The sequence below is a fragment of the Pseudaminobacter soli (ex Li et al. 2025) genome (assembly GCF_029892515.1).
In the GTDB taxonomy this organism is placed as follows: domain Bacteria; phylum Pseudomonadota; class Alphaproteobacteria; order Rhizobiales; family Rhizobiaceae; genus Pseudaminobacter; species Pseudaminobacter soli_A.
Genome location: NZ_JARXVF010000001.1, coordinates 281,427 through 295,407, shown reverse-complemented (window position 1 = coordinate 295,407; position 13,981 = coordinate 281,427). Strand labels below are relative to the sequence as shown.

Here is a 13,981-nt window from a genome sequence, read left to right as displayed (position 1 = left end):
TGAATTTTTCCAGAGCAGGCACCATGAACATCTTCGCCGATTTCAACGAGCGGATCATCAAGGTCGTTGAAGGCCTCGACCTGAAGGACAAGGACGGCGGCATCGTCGACGTCACGCGCATTGCCGTCGAGCCGCCGCGAGATGCCACCCATGGCGACTTGGCGACGAATGCCGCGATGGTGCTGGCGAAGCCCACGGGCCAAAACCCGCGCGCGCTTGCCGAAAAGATCGCCGAGGCACTGCGGCAGGACAAGGACGTTGCTGCCGTCGACGTTGCCGGCCCCGGCTTCGTCAACCTGCGGCTCACCGATGGCTTCTGGCAGTCGCATCTGCAGGACGTGCTCAAGCTTGGCGCTGATTACGGCCGCTCCAAGCTCGGCAAGGGCAAGGTGAATGTCGAGTATGTCTCGGCCAACCCAACCGGGCCCATGCATGTCGGTCATTGCCGTGGCGCGGTGGTGGGCGATACGCTCGCCAACGTCCTGGCCTTCGCCGGCTATAACGTGACCAAGGAATACTACATCAACGATGCTGGCGCGCAGATCGACGTGCTGGCGCGCTCGGCCATGCTGCGCTACCGCGAAGCGCTGGGCGAAGAGATCGGCGAGATCCCGGCTGGCCTTTACCCGGGCGACTATCTGGTGCCGGTCGGCCAGGCGCTGGCCAAGGAATTCGGCGACGGCCTGCTGCGCAAGCCGGAAGCCGAGGCGATCGCCATCATCAAGGAGCGGACCATCGAGGCCATGATGGCAATGATCCGCGAGGATCTGGCGCTGCTCAATGTCCATCACGAAGTGTTTTTCTCCGAGCGCACGCTGCACGCCAATGACGGGGCCGCGATCCGCTCGGCAATCACCGACCTGACGCTCAAGGGCCATGTCTACAAGGGCAAGCTGCCGCCGCCCAAGGGCCAGAAGCCCGAGGACTGGGAAGACCGCGAGCAGACGCTGTTCCGGTCCACCGATGTCGGCGACGACATCGACCGGCCGCTGGTCAAGTCCGATGGCAGCTTCACCTATTTCGCCGCTGACGTTGCCTATCTCAAGGATAAGCTGCAGCGCGGCTTCAACGAGACGATCTTCATCCTGGGCGCCGATCATGGCGGCTACGTCAAGCGCATGGAAGCGCTTGCGAAAGCCGTTTCCGGCGGTTCGATGAAGCTGACGGTTCTGCTGTGCCAGCTCGTCAAGCTCTACCGCGCCGGCGAGCCGGTGCGCATGTCTAAGCGTTCGGGTGATTTCATCACACTGCGTGATGTGGTCGAGGAAGTCGGCCGCGACCCGATCCGCTTCATGATGCTCTACCGCAAGAACGACGCGCCGCTCGACTTCGACTTTGCCAAGGTTACAGAGCAGTCGAAGGACAATCCGGTGTTCTACGTGCAGTATGCTTCGGCACGCTGTCACTCGGTCTTCCGGCAGGCAGCGGAGCAGTTGGGCGAGGGGACTTTCGACAGCGCATCGCTTGCCGCGGATGCCGCACTTCTCACCGATGAAAGCGAGATCGGCCTGATCCGGAAGCTGGCAGAATATCCGCGTTTGATCGAGTCGGCTGCGCTTGCGCTGGAGCCTCATAGACTGGCGTTTTACCTGTATGACCTAGCGTCGACCTTCCACGGACACTGGAATCGCGGCACGGACAACCAGGACTTACGTTTTGTTAAGGTTAACGACCGAGAATTGACGCATGCCAGACTTGGGCTGGTGCGGGCTGTATCCGACGTCTTGACGTCTGGCCTGGCGTTGATCGGAGCGGAAGCGCCCACCGAGATGCGCTAGGCCGCTGGGGAAACCTGTCACCTTTTGCCCACATTGCGCTGGTAAGGCCCAACCTTACGTGACGTACAACACGTCCGAATAGTGCGAGTTTCGGGAAAGAGTATGGCAGACAGAACCCAGCTGAGAGTCGCCGATCGGGAAGGTTTGTCGAACGATGATCCGTTCGCTGAACTTACCCGCATCATGGGATTTGATCCGCGTGAGCCTGCCCGGCAGCCTGAGCAGTCGTCGGCCGATAATATTCTTGGCGACGACTTCGGCATCGACCTCGAAAAGGAGTTGATGGGCGAATTCGGCGAGTTGGCCGAGCAGGGCGGCGAGGTCGTGGCCTATACCCCTGCCGAGCAGCGTTATGCTGCTTCTCAGCCGACGGAGCCTGCTCACGAGGAAGCAGGCTACGAGGCCGAATCTGCCTACCAGCCGGCATATGAGACCGAAGCCGGATACCAGCCGGCTTACGAGGCGGACGCTGCGCACGAGCCCGCCTACGCGCCTGAAGCTACCTATCAACCTGCCTACGAAGCAGAAGCCGCATACGAACCCGCCTCCGAGGCCGGCGCTGCCTACCAGCCTGCTTACGAATCCGAATCCGCCTACGCGCCTGAAGCTACCTATCAGTCTGCCTACGAGGCCGAAGCGACATACGAACCTGCCTCCGAGGCCGGCGTTGCGTATGGCGCTGCCTACGAGGCTGAGCCTGCTTACCAGCCTGCCTATGAGGCTGAAGTTTCGCACCAGCCTATCTATGAGCCGGAATATGAGCCGGCGGCTCAGTACGAGCCTGCCGCCTACGCTGCTGAAGAGCCCGTCGTCGACGGATTCGATCAGGCCCTGGCTTCGTCGCTGGAAGACGAGTTCGCCATTCATGGCGATTGGCAGCCTGCGGAAGAAACGGCGCAGGCAGACGAATCTGTTCCCGCTTACGACCATGTCTCCTATGCCCAGCCCGTCGCCGAGCAGCCTGCTGACGCTGCAGCCTATGCCGCCGATGACGACTTCGTCGCCGAATTCGACGCCGCGCTGGCTGACGTCGACATGGATTTCACTGCTGCGCCTCTGGTCTCTGCCGGCGGCCCGAGCTTTGAGCCGCAGGTCGATCTCGATGCCGAGCTCGAGCACCGGCTGCAGCACGAAATCATGCCCGAAGCTTTTGTCGAGCCTGAAGTGGCTGCCCCGAGCCTCGAAGACGAACTGAACGCGCTGCTCGGCAATATGTCGCCATCGCACGCGATGGCGAACGAGCCGGTTGCCGTCGCTGCGCCTGTCGTCGCCGATGACGAGCCGGTTGCCTATTACGACGAGCCCGCCGGCCATTACGAGCAGGAGCCTGTTGCCTATTACGAGCCGGAGCCTGCCGCCCACTATGAGCAGGAGCCCGTTGCTCATTACGAGCCGGAGCTTGAGGCTGCCGACGTAGCCCCTGTCGCCTCGTACCAGGACGAAACTCCTGCCTATCAGCAGGATGTCGCGGCAACCGACGATTTCGATCTCGGTCTCACGGATGAAGACTTCCTGACCGAAGCGCCGACCGCTCCGGCCGAGGAGCCTTCTTATGGTTCCCGCAGCGATTATTCCTATTCGCGCGGCAATTTCCGCCTGCAGTCGGCGGAAGACTATTACTCCGCTCCGGTCGCGGCCTATGAGGCGCCTGTTGAAGCTGAAGAACCGGCCGTCGAGCCCGTCGCCTATGCACCCGAGCCGGAGTTCGTGCCGGCCGCTGAGGCTGAAGTCGAGCCGGACTTCGACCTGAGCTTCGACGACGATGACTTCGATGCGGCCTTCGCCAAATCCATCGAGGAGCCGGCTGCTTTCGCCGCCGAGACCGATGACGCGGAACAGCCGAAGGCGGAAACCGCCGAAGAAGAAGATCCCTACGCGGAACTCGCAGCCCTGACGCAGTCCTTTGCGTCGACTGCCTCCACGCCCCCCTCCTGGAACCCAGATTCCGCGTCAGCCGCGGAGCAACAAAACCCGCAGTATGAGCAGATGAGCTACGACCGGACCCAGCATTCGACCTCGGGTTTTGACGATTATCCGGATATCGAGACCGTGGATGTGCCCGAGCAGGCCGTCGCTTTGGCCGATGACCTCGATCTGCCGGAACTGACCTTCGAGGAGGACGTGCCGACGGTTGCCGCATACGACGACATCGATGCGGAATTTGCGAGCCTTCTCAATGACATGAATTCGCCCGAGCCGGCTGCTCCGGAGCCCGCGAAGCCGGCGGCCGCGCCGGTGGACGACTTTGCCGCCGATTTCGAGCGCGAATTCCAGTTCGAAGACCCGACCTATCAGTCCGACAGCTACGCCTATCCGGCGGCAGCGGCCGCTGGTGCTGTTGCAACGGCCGCGGCCTTTGGTGCCGCTGCCCCGCGCTCGGCCTACGCACAGCCTGTCAGCACGGCTTCGAACGCAGGCGACATGTTCGGCTCGGCCGCACACGGCCAGCAGCAGGCCGGGTTCGAGTATGACCCCGATCTCGATGACGAGATGAGCCTGCCCGCCTATGGCGAGGCGGAAGAACGGCGTCCGCAGCGTCGCGGCGTGCTGATCGCCGCGATCATCGGCGGCGTTGTGGTCCTCGGAGGTGTTGGCGCCTTCGCTCTGTCGCGTGGCGGCGTGGGTTCCGGTGTGCCGGCCATCATCAAGGCCGACGACGGTCCGGTGAAGGTGCGTCCGGAAAATCCGGGCGGCACCGCAGTCGCGAACCAGGACAACAAGGTCTACGAGACAGTCGCGCGTACGCCCTCCAATGAGCCCACTCAGCAGAAGCTCGTGACGACGTCCGAGACGCCGGTCGACATGACTGCCCAGGAAGCTCCGCTCGACGAGGAAGAAACCATCGTCGGCACCGATGAGACGTCGCCCATGGGCAAGTCGGAAGATCGTATCCAGCAGGCGATCCAGGACGACGCCGGTCCGGTTCAGAATACGGAAGTCGCCGCGGTTGCGCCGCGCAAGGTTCGTACGATGGTCGTCAGGGCTGACGGCACTTTGGTGCCCCGCGAAGATCCGGCTCCGGCTCTGGCCCCGGCTGTTGCCGCCAAGCCGGCCCCGGCTGCTGCAACTCCTGCAGCCGCAGTGGAACCGGTTCCGGCCGAAGCGGCCACGGCGCCCAAGCCGGCCTCCAAGCCGCAGCCTTCGGCGACCCCGGCCTCGGTGGCTGTTGCCCCGTCGCGTCCGTCCGATCAGCCGGTCGATGTCGTCGGCGAGGTCAAGCCCGATAAGGTTGCAGCGCTGAGCACCAATGCCGGCGCGGCGGGTGAGTGGGCGATGCAGATCGCTTCGCAGCCGAGCGAGGCGGCCGCGCAGTCGTCCTATCAGGACCTGTTGCGCAAATATGGCAACGTGCTGAACGGGCATCCGGCCAGCGTCGTCAAGGCTGAGATTGCCGGCAAGGGTACCTTCTGGCGCGTCCGCGTGCCTGCTCCGACCCGCAACGACGCCATCGCGCTTTGCGAAAGCTACAAGGCAGCCGGCGGTAGCTGCTTCGTCTCGAAGTAAGGGCTCGCCCTGGCCGAGGCATGATGAGATCGAAGACCGGCGCTGCCCGCGCCGGTCTTTGCATTTGGAACCGCCGGCAAAGCCCGGCCGCGAACCGAAAGTGGGCGGATTCCCACGGCAGCCGCGATGCTCTAGTTTGGAAATCATGACCGAATCAAAATCGATGATCCTCGGCTGTGCAGGGAAAACGCTGACCCAGGACGAAATCCGCTTCTATGGCGATGAACGTCCCTGGGGTTTCATCCTGTTTGCTCGCAATGTCGGCGAGCCGGAGCAGATCCGCGATCTCGTCGCCTCGATGCGCGAGAGCGTCGGGCGGCCGGATGCGCCGGTGTTCATCGATCAGGAAGGCGGCCGTGTACAGCGACTGCGCCCGCCGCTTGCGCCCAACTATCCGGCCGGAGCTGCCATTGGCGATCTGTACAGGAAAGATCGTGAAGCGGGGCTGCGCGCCGCATGGCTGCTTTCGCGCCTGCATGCTTTCGATCTCCTGAACCTCGGCGTCACGGCAGACTGCCTGCCGGTGCTCGACGTTCCGATCGAAGGTGCAAGCGACGTCATCGGCAGCCGCGCCTATGGCAAGGACCCTGAGACCGTTGCCACGCTTGGCAAGGCCGCAGCGGAAGGCTTGTTGGCCGGCGGCGTGCTGCCCGTGATGAAGCATGTTCCCGGCCACGGTCGCGCATTCTCGGACAGCCATCTCGAACTGCCTACCGTCACCACGCCGATCGAGGAATTGCGTGCCCATGATTTCGCCCCGTTCAAGGCGCTAAATCACCTGCCGGCCGCAATGACGGCGCATGTGGTCTATGCAGCGATCGACCCGAATGGTCCGGCAACCACATCGGCCAAGGTGATCAAGGATGTCGTGCGCGGCGAGATCGGCTTTGACGGTCTTCTGATAAGCGACGATACCTCGATGAAGGCACTTTCTGGGGATTTCCCCTCGAAGGCGGCTTCGATCCTTGCGGCGGGATGCGATCTTGTCCTTCACTGTAATGGCGTGATGGAAGAAATGGCGGGCATCGCATCGCGCACGACCGCGCTCGAAGGCAAATCGCTGGAGCGCGCCGAGCGTGCCCTGACTTACATTAACCAGCGCGACGCAGCCGACGAGGCGGCGGTTCGCGCCGAGTTCGCAACTTATTTCGAGGCCGCAGCATAGGAGCGTCGGCCTCAGGGAGAAGGCACGAAGTTGGCGGAAGCCTCTGGAAGCCAGGCCCCCAAGGCCGCACCGATGGACCGCCTGTGGGCGGACAGTGACGAGTCTCGCGGCGTCAGCGAGCCGGCGCTGCTCATTGATATTGCCGGCTTCGAAGGTCCGCTCGACCTGCTCCTGCACCTGGCGCGCAACCAGAAGGTCGATCTCTCGCGGATTTCGATCCTGGCGCTGGCCGAGCAATATCTGACCTTCATCGACAGTGCGCGAGCCGTGCGGCTCGAACTGGCCGCCGACTATCTCGTCATGGCCGCCTGGCTCGCCTTCCTCAAGTCCAAGCTTCTCATTCCCAAGCAGGCAGACGACGAGGGCGAGAGCGGCGAGGAAATGGCCGCGGTTCTGCAATTCCGCCTGAAGCGGCTGGAAGCGATGCGCGACGCTGCCGCCCGGCTGGTCAACCGTAATCGGCTTGGCCGCGATGTCTTTGCCCGCGGCATGCCCGAGCTTGTCGTGGTTGAGAAGCGCAACGAATATTCCGCCTCGCTCTACGACCTGCTCACGGCATATGCGATCCAGCGGCAAAGGCGGGCAATCACCAATGTGCGCATTGCCCAGCGCGGTGTCTGGTCTCTCAAGCAGGCGCGCGACATCCTCACCCGCCTGGTCGGCGAGTTCAAGGAATGGACCGCGCTCGACCAGTTCCTGATCTCCTATCTCACAACGCCGGAAGAGCGGGCGACGGCGATTGCCAGCTCCTTTGCGGCGACGCTCGAGCTGGTGCGAGAAGGTCATCTTGAAGTCAGGCAGCAGGATGCGTTTTCGCCGCTCTACCTGCGCAGCCGCACGGCCGCCGCAAAACTCCCCGAAGGTGCGTCATGAGCGAAAACAGCGCCAACGCAAACATCATCCCGTTCTTGATCGACGACGAAGCCGATGATGATACGGGCGAGCTCAACTCCGCCCCGCGCCGCTCCTTGGATGAGGCCATGCGTATGGCCGAGGCGATCGTGTTTGCGAGCACTGAGCCGGTCAGCGAGCGTGCGCTTGCCGCCCGTCTTCCGGAGGGTGTGGACGTGCGTGCCACGATGCTGGAGCTCCAGGAGGTCTATTCGAGCCGCGGCGTCAATCTCGTGCGCGTGGCTGATGCCTGGGCGTTCCGTACGGCCGGCGACCTGGCCTATCTGATGAGCCGAGACGCTATCCAGCAGAAGAAGCTGTCGCGGGCGGCGCTGGAGGTCCTGGCGATCATCGCCTACCACCAGCCTGTGACACGCGCGGAGATTGAGGAGATCCGCGGCGTGGAGACTTCGAAGGGCACGTTGGACACGCTGCTGGAAACCGAATGGGTGCGCATGCGGGGCAGGCGGCGCACGCCCGGACGGCCGGTTACGTACGGCACGACCGACAAGTTCCTCGATCATTTTGCATTGGAGGAAATCCGCGATCTGCCCGGCATGGAGGAACTCAAGGGGGCAGGGCTGCTGTCGGCGCGCATGCCGTCGAACTTTGCCATTCCTCTGCCGCCGTCCGATCTTGACCTGCTGGGCGACGATGAAGATCCGTTGACCGATGTCGATCTCGAGGAACTCGGGCTGTTGACACCTCGTGCGCTGGATGATTGAGCAGTGCCAGGCGCGCGAGAGACTGTATTCACGTGAAGACTGAAACTGCGCAGACGGCAAATCGTGTGAGTGCGGGCGTTACCTTCGCCGCGCGCCTCGCTTTCGAGAACATCTGCCATTCCTTTGGAGCCGGGGCGGAGACCCTGCGCGACGTTTCGCTGACGGCAGAGCCGGGCGAGGTGCTGTGCCTGCTCGGGCCCTCCGGCTCCGGCAAGACCACGCTTTTGCGGATCGCTGCCGGCATCGAGGCGCAGACTAGCGGACGCGTGCTGCTCAATGAGCGCGAAATTGCTGGTCCCAACGTGTTCCTGCCGCCGGAAAAGCGCTCGATCGGGCTGGTCTTCCAGGATTTCGCGCTGTTTCCGCACCTGACCATTCTGGACAATGTGCGCTTCGGCCTGACTGCGCTGTCGGTGGAAGAAGCGCGTAGCGAGGCGATGATTGCGCTGTCGCGCGTCGGCCTTGCCCATTATGCGGGGTCTTATCCCCACGTCCTTTCAGGCGGCGAGCAGCAGCGCGTGGCGCTGGCGAGGGCGCTTGCGCCCCGGCCTGCCGTTCTCCTGATGGATGAGCCGTTTTCGGGCCTTGATTCTCGGCTGAAGGACAATGTGCGCGCCGAAACGCTGGCCATTCTGCGCGAAAGTCGCGCGACGGCCATCGTCGTCACCCATGATGCGGAAGAGGCCATGCGTATGGCCGACCGTATCGCGCTCCTCAAGGGGGGCAAGCTGGTGCAGGTCGGCAGCGCCGAAGAACTCTATCTCAGGCCGGCGAACCTTTTCGTCGCGGGATTCTTCTCCGAATTGAACGTCTTCGACGGGCGCGTTCGCGATAAATTCGTCGATACGCCGGTGGGCAAGGTGGCCGCGCCGGGCATTGAGGACGGTTCGGCGGCCAGCGTCGCCGTGCGGTTGACCGGCTTCGACGTTAGCGAGACGGCCGGCGAGGTTCAGGCGCGGATCTTGTCGCGTCGCTTCCTCGGTGTCGTGGAATTGCTCGAACTTGCCGTTTCGGGTGCCGAGGTTCCGGTGCGTGCGCGTATACGCTGCGGCGCATTGTCCGCAAAAGCACGTGACATCTGGCTTTCCTTGCGCAAGTCTGACGTACTTCTGTTTGAAACACAGCGTGAAAACGCATAGATCAATCCTCAGGAAATCGTACGAGAGAGAGTTACCATGGGTTCCTTTTCGATTTGGCACTGGCTCATCGTGCTGGTGGTCGTGCTGCTGCTGTTCGGCCGCGGCAAGATACCGGAGCTGATGGGCGACATGGCCAAGGGCATCAAGAGCTTCAAGAAGGGCATGTCCGACGAGGATGACGACGAGAGCGCCAAGCCCACCGACGCCCGCACCGTGGAGCATCGTGCCGACGAAACCGTCCAGACGAAGGAAAAGACCAGCAAGAGCTGAGGCGCTTTCCGCTAGTCGGGTTGGGTAAACATGTTTGATATCGGCTGGAGCGAATTGCTCGTGATCGCGATCGTGATGATCGTGGTCGTCGGGCCCAAGGACTTGCCGCGCATGCTGCGCACGTTCGGCAAGACGACGGCGAAACTGCGGGCCATGGCCGGCGATTTCCAAAGGCAGTTCAACGAGGCGCTCAAGGAGGCGGAGCTTGACGATGTCAAGAAATCCATCGACGACCTGCGCAGCCTGAACCCCGCGGAGCAGATCAAGAAGCAGCTCAATCCTTTCGAGCAGGCGGCTTCCGACATTCGTTCCGGGCTGGACTCGATCAAGCCGGCATCTTCCCCGGCTCCGGCGCCTGCAACCGATGCGGCCCAGCCGGCGGAGCCCCTGAAAGGGGGCGCTACGGCAATGCCCGGCGCTGCGGGCTCGGAGGCGACAGCCGCCGCGCCGGTCAATCCGGAACCCGTTCAGGTCGCAGCAGCTTCGGCCCAGCCGGAGCCTGCGCCTGCAAAGAAGACCAGGGCGAAGGTGGCGCCTAAGGCAGATGCCAAGGTGTCCGCGCCTAAGGTGGCCTCCAAGTCTGCCGAGACCAAAGCCGCCAAGGCCCCGGCTGTGAAGCTTGCGGCCAAGGCTACAGCAAAGCCGGCGGCGAAGGCCGCCGCGCCGAAGTCCACCAAAACTGCGGCAGCCGCCGAAAAGGCCAAGCCCGCCGCCAAGAAGACAGCAGCTGGAAGCGCCAAGTGAGCGAACGGGACGACGAAATCGAAAAATCATCGGCGCCGCTGATCGAGCATCTGATCGAACTGCGCAAGCGGCTGATCTGGTGTCTGGGCGGGTTCTTCGTGGCCTTCCTTGCTTGCTTCTTCGTTGCCAAGCATCTGTTCAACCTGCTGGTCATCCCCTTCAAGTGGGCGACGGCCTGGGCCGGACTCGATCCGCACAAGGTCGAGCTGATCTACACCGCGCCGCAGGAGTTTTTCTTTACGCAGATCAAGCTGGCCATGTTCGGCGGTATCGTCATCGCCTTTCCGCTGATCGCCGCGCAGATCTACAAGTTCGTGGCGCCAGGCCTTTATCGCAACGAGCGCCGCGCATTCCTGCCGTTTCTGATCGCGTCGCCCATCCTGTTCGTGATGGGGGCCTCGCTCGTCTACTTCTTCTTCACCCCGATGGTGATGTGGTTCTTCCTGGCCATGCAGCAGGCGGGAACCGACGACCAGGTGCAGATTTCGCTGCTGCCGAAGGTTTCGGAATATCTCAGCCTGATCATGACGCTGATCATCTCCTTCGGCCTCGTGTTTCAGCTTCCGGTTATCACGTCGCTGATGACACGCGTGGGCCTTCTTTCGGCGGAGGGGCTTGCCAGCAAGCGCAAATGGGCGATCGTTCTCGCCTTCGTCGTTGCTGCTGTGCTGACGCCTCCGGACCCGGTGAGCCAGATCGGTCTTGCCCTTCCCACCATCCTTCTTTACGAGGTTTCCATCTGGGCCGCCCGGATGATCGAACGGAATCGCGAACAGGAACGCGTGGCGCGTGAGAACGAGGAAGCCGCCGAATCAGCAAGCGAGAAAGCTTCGCTGCAAGGTTCAGGCGACGGTACCACCGCGAGCTGACCGCCTTTCGATCCGCCGTCGCGGCCGTGATTTAACTCATTACTGCGACGGACCCTTGCCATGCTTGATATCAAATGGATTCGCGAGAACCCTAAAGCCCTCGTTGATGCGTTGGTGAAGCGCGGCCAGTCGTCCGACGCCGCTCAGGCTTCGGTCGACGACCTGCTGATCAAGGACGAGTCGCGCCGCGCGCATCTTGGCGAGCTGCAGGTCAAGCAGGAGCGCCGCAATGCCGCTTCTCGCGAGATCGGCAATGCCATGCGCAACGGCGACTCGGCGCTGGCCGACCAGCTCAAGACCGAGGTCGCCGACATCAAGGTCTTCATCCAGAACGGCGAGGCGCGCGAGCGCGAGCTGGACAAGGCGTTGAATGACGCGCTGGCAGTTGTGCCGAACGTGCCGCTGGACGACGTGCCGATGGGTGCCGACGAGCACGACAACGTCGAACTGCGCAAGGTCGGCGAAGTTAAGCAGCGCTCCAATTGGGTGAAGGAACACTTCGAGATCGGCGAAGCGCTCGGCCTGATGGATTTCGAGCGCGCTGCAAAGCTTTCCGGCAGCCGTTTTACGATTCTCAAGGGCCAGCTTGCCCGGCTCGAGCGCGCGCTCGGTCAGTTCATGATCGATTTGCACACCACCGAGCACGGCTACACTGAGGTGCAGCCGCCGCTTCTGGTGCGCGACGAGGCGCTGTTCGGCACCAACCAGCTGCCCAAATTCGAGGAAGACCTGTTCTTCACCCCGCACGGCGAGAGCCGCCTCGGCCTCATCCCGACTGCCGAAGTGCCGCTGACCAACCTGGTGCGCGAGGAAATCCTCAACCAGGAGCAGCTGCCGCTGCGCGTGACGGCGTTGACGCCGTGCTTCCGTTCCGAAGCGGGATCGGCGGGCCGCGACACCCGCGGCATGCTGCGCCAGCACCAGTTCTACAAGGTCGAGCTGGTGTCCATCACCGATGCCGAAAGCTCGCTCGCCGAGCATGACCGCATGACGCAGTGCGCGGAAGAAGTGCTGAAGCGGCTCGAGCTTCCGTTCCGCACCATGGTTCTGTGCACGGGCGACATGGGCTTCGGTGCGCGCAAGACCCACGACATCGAGGTTTGGCTGCCCGGCCAGAACACCTATCGCGAAATCTCGTCCTGCTCGGTCTGCGGCGATTTTCAGGCCCGCCGCATGGATGCCCGCTATCGTCCGAAGGACGAGAAGGCGACCCGCTTCGTGCACACGCTGAACGGCTCCGGTACGGCTGTGGGCCGCGCGCTCATCGCTGTGCTCGAAAATTACCAGAACGAGGATGGCAGCGTAACCATTCCTGAAGTTCTCCGCCCTTACATGGGCGGCGCGACGAAGATCGAGGCGAGCCGGTCCTGATGCGTATCCTTCTGACCAATGACGACGGCATTCATGCCGAGGGCCTTGCTTGTCTTGAGCGCATAGCCCGTACGATCTCGGACGACGTATGGGTAGTCGCGCCGGAGACCGACCAGTCGGGCTTCGCGCACTCGCTGTCGATTTCGGAACCCCTTCGCCTGCGCAAGATCGATGACCGTCACTTTGCGGTTCGCGGAACGCCCACCGATTGCGTCATCATGGGTGTGCGCAAGGTCATGCCTGAGCCGCCGGATCTCATCCTGTCCGGCGTCAACTCGGGGTCCAACCTCGCCGACGACGTGACCTATTCGGGCACCGTGGCCGGCGCGATGGAAGGAACGATGCTCGGCATTCGTTCGATCGCCCTGAGCCAGGCCTACAATGTCGTCGAACAGACCCGCATGGTGCCGTGGGATACGGTGGAAACCTTGGCGCCGGCCCTGCTGCGCAAGCTTTTGAAGATCGACCTGCCTGCGGGCACCTTCCTCAACGTGAACTTTCCGAACTGCCCCCCTGAGGAAGTGGAAGGTCCCACGGTCACAAGCCAGGGCAAGCTGGTTCACAGCCTGTGGCTGGATGAGCGCGCCGACGGCAGAGGGTTCCCCTACTACTGGCTGCGTTTCGGCCGTGAAGCGCCGGAATTGAAAGAGGGCACGGACGTTCATGCGGTGAGAAGCAAGCGCGTCTCCGTCACGCCGCTGAAGCTCGATCTGACCGCCTACGAAATTCGGGATCAGCTGACGAAGGCGCTGGAATGAATTTTTCCACTGATGACCGCGAGGGTTTCGCCGCTTTTCTCTTGAGATTGCGCGGACGCGGCATCGTCCCGAAAGACATGATCACTGCGTTCGAGGCGACGCCGCGGCGCGCCTTCATTCCCTCGCAATGGCAGAACCTCGCATGGTCGGATCGCATGATTCCGATCGAGTGCGGTGAGACCATGGAAGGGGCCGATCTGCAGGCTGCGGTCATCGCCGCTCTCAACATCGAACCGACGAGCCGTGTTCTGGAGATCGGGACCGGCTCCGGCTACACGGCGGCGGTCATGTCTCGGCTGGCAGCGCGCGTCGTGACGGTCGACCGCTACAAGACGTTGACCGAGCAGGCCAAGCAGCGCTTCGAAGCGCTTGGCATCGCCAATGCCTTCGTGCGCCAGACGGACGGTTCGAACGGTCTGCCGGGTGAGGGGCCGTTCGACCGGATCGTGGTCTGGGCTTCGTTCACCAGCCTGCCTCGTCCATTCCTGGATCAGCTGTCGAGCGGCGGCACCATGGTCGCGCCGATCGGTCCCGACGAGGGCGAACAACTCATGTCCAAGCTCAACAAGCTCGGCAGCCGCTTCGAGCGCGAAGACATCGGCGTTGTGCGGTTCCAGCCCATCTCTCAAGGCGTTGCCGTCGCCATTTGACCAGCCTTCCGCATTGCGGATCGCAGCTTCCGAAACCTCGCGATAGGATTCGTTACCGCCGACCGTCAGCGTCTTAACCGACCAGTAACATTAACGCGCTTTAATCATGGCCAGTTT

12 protein-coding genes are annotated in these 13,981 nt (G+C 62.8%); all 12 read left to right on the top strand.

Translation table 11 applies throughout. The features are described from left to right. The first annotated feature begins 23 nt into the window (after positions 1-23). Positions 24-1,778: an arginine--tRNA ligase gene (gene argS, locus M2281_RS01490; RefSeq protein ID WP_280819326.1), complete on the top strand. Its 1,755-nt coding sequence runs from the start codon at positions 24-26 to the stop codon at positions 1,776-1,778. 102 nt (positions 1,779-1,880) lie between these two features. Beyond that, complete coding sequence (locus tag M2281_RS01485) at positions 1,881-5,282, top strand: SPOR domain-containing protein (protein ID WP_280819325.1); 3,402 nt, start codon at positions 1,881-1,883, stop codon at positions 5,280-5,282. A 145-nt stretch (positions 5,283-5,427) separates the two neighbouring features. Further along, positions 5,428-6,447: a beta-N-acetylhexosaminidase gene (gene nagZ, locus M2281_RS01480; RefSeq protein ID WP_280819324.1), complete on the top strand. Its 1,020-nt coding sequence runs from the start codon at positions 5,428-5,430 to the stop codon at positions 6,445-6,447. 72 nt (positions 6,448-6,519) lie between these two features. Further along, complete coding sequence (locus M2281_RS01475; protein ID WP_280821075.1) at positions 6,520-7,320, top strand: segregation and condensation protein A; 801 nt, start codon at positions 6,520-6,522, stop codon at positions 7,318-7,320. Next, entirely contained in the window at positions 7,317-8,063 is a 747-nt protein-coding gene (gene scpB, locus M2281_RS01470) for an SMC-Scp complex subunit ScpB (protein WP_280819323.1), read from the top strand. Before M2281_RS01475 ends, scpB begins: the two co-directional genes overlap by 4 nt. A gap of 32 nt (positions 8,064-8,095) precedes the next feature. After that, complete coding sequence (locus tag M2281_RS01465; RefSeq protein WP_280819322.1) at positions 8,096-9,202, top strand: ABC transporter ATP-binding protein; 1,107 nt, start codon at positions 8,096-8,098, stop codon at positions 9,200-9,202. Positions 9,203-9,238: 36 nt separating this feature from the next. Then, positions 9,239-9,472: a twin-arginine translocase TatA/TatE family subunit gene (locus M2281_RS01460; RefSeq protein WP_280819321.1), complete on the top strand. Its 234-nt coding sequence runs from the start codon at positions 9,239-9,241 to the stop codon at positions 9,470-9,472. A 30-nt stretch (positions 9,473-9,502) separates the two neighbouring features. Then, positions 9,503-10,216, top strand: a complete 714-nt coding sequence (tatB, locus tag M2281_RS01455; RefSeq protein WP_280819320.1) for a Sec-independent protein translocase protein TatB — start codon at positions 9,503-9,505, stop codon at positions 10,214-10,216. Beyond that, a complete protein-coding gene (gene tatC / locus M2281_RS01450) occupies positions 10,213-11,085 on the top strand; it encodes a twin-arginine translocase subunit TatC (RefSeq protein ID WP_280819319.1) in 873 nt (290 codons plus the stop codon). Before tatB ends, tatC begins: the two co-directional genes overlap by 4 nt. A gap of 60 nt (positions 11,086-11,145) precedes the next feature. After that, a complete protein-coding gene (serS, locus tag M2281_RS01445) occupies positions 11,146-12,456 on the top strand; it encodes a serine--tRNA ligase (protein WP_280819318.1) in 1,311 nt (436 codons plus the stop codon). Continuing rightward, positions 12,456-13,214 carry a 5'/3'-nucleotidase SurE gene (surE, locus tag M2281_RS01440; RefSeq protein ID WP_280819317.1) on the top strand — a complete coding sequence of 253 codons (759 nt, stop codon included), beginning with the start codon at positions 12,456-12,458 and terminating at the stop codon, positions 13,212-13,214. The genes serS and surE overlap by 1 nt, the downstream gene beginning before the upstream one ends. Beyond that, positions 13,211-13,864, top strand: coding sequence for a protein-L-isoaspartate(D-aspartate) O-methyltransferase (locus tag M2281_RS01435; RefSeq protein ID WP_280819316.1), 654 nt, complete (start codon positions 13,211-13,213; stop codon positions 13,862-13,864). The genes surE and M2281_RS01435 overlap by 4 nt, the downstream gene beginning before the upstream one ends. Positions 13,865-13,981: the final 117 nt, after the last annotated feature.

What these genes read in the sequence shown, in the direction of transcription:
- argS (WP_280819326.1), top strand. Translation starts at nt 24, where the DNA reads ATGAACATCTTCGCCGATTTCAACGAGCGGATCATCAAGGTCGTTGAA.
- M2281_RS01485 (WP_280819325.1), top strand. Translation starts at nt 1,881, where the DNA reads ATGGCAGACAGAACCCAGCTGAGAGTCGCCGATCGGGAAGGTTTGTCG.
- nagZ (WP_280819324.1), top strand. Translation starts at nt 5,428, where the DNA reads ATGACCGAATCAAAATCGATGATCCTCGGCTGTGCAGGGAAAACGCTG.
- M2281_RS01475 (WP_280821075.1), top strand. Translation starts at nt 6,520, where the DNA reads ATGGACCGCCTGTGGGCGGACAGTGACGAGTCTCGCGGCGTCAGCGAG.
- scpB (WP_280819323.1), top strand. Translation starts at nt 7,317, where the DNA reads ATGAGCGAAAACAGCGCCAACGCAAACATCATCCCGTTCTTGATCGAC.
- M2281_RS01460 (WP_280819321.1), top strand. Translation starts at nt 9,239, where the DNA reads ATGGGTTCCTTTTCGATTTGGCACTGGCTCATCGTGCTGGTGGTCGTG.
- tatB (WP_280819320.1), top strand. Translation starts at nt 9,503, where the DNA reads ATGTTTGATATCGGCTGGAGCGAATTGCTCGTGATCGCGATCGTGATG.
- serS (WP_280819318.1), top strand. Translation starts at nt 11,146, where the DNA reads ATGCTTGATATCAAATGGATTCGCGAGAACCCTAAAGCCCTCGTTGAT.
- surE (WP_280819317.1), top strand. Translation starts at nt 12,456, where the DNA reads ATGCGTATCCTTCTGACCAATGACGACGGCATTCATGCCGAGGGCCTT.
- M2281_RS01435 (WP_280819316.1), top strand. Translation starts at nt 13,211, where the DNA reads ATGAATTTTTCCACTGATGACCGCGAGGGTTTCGCCGCTTTTCTCTTG.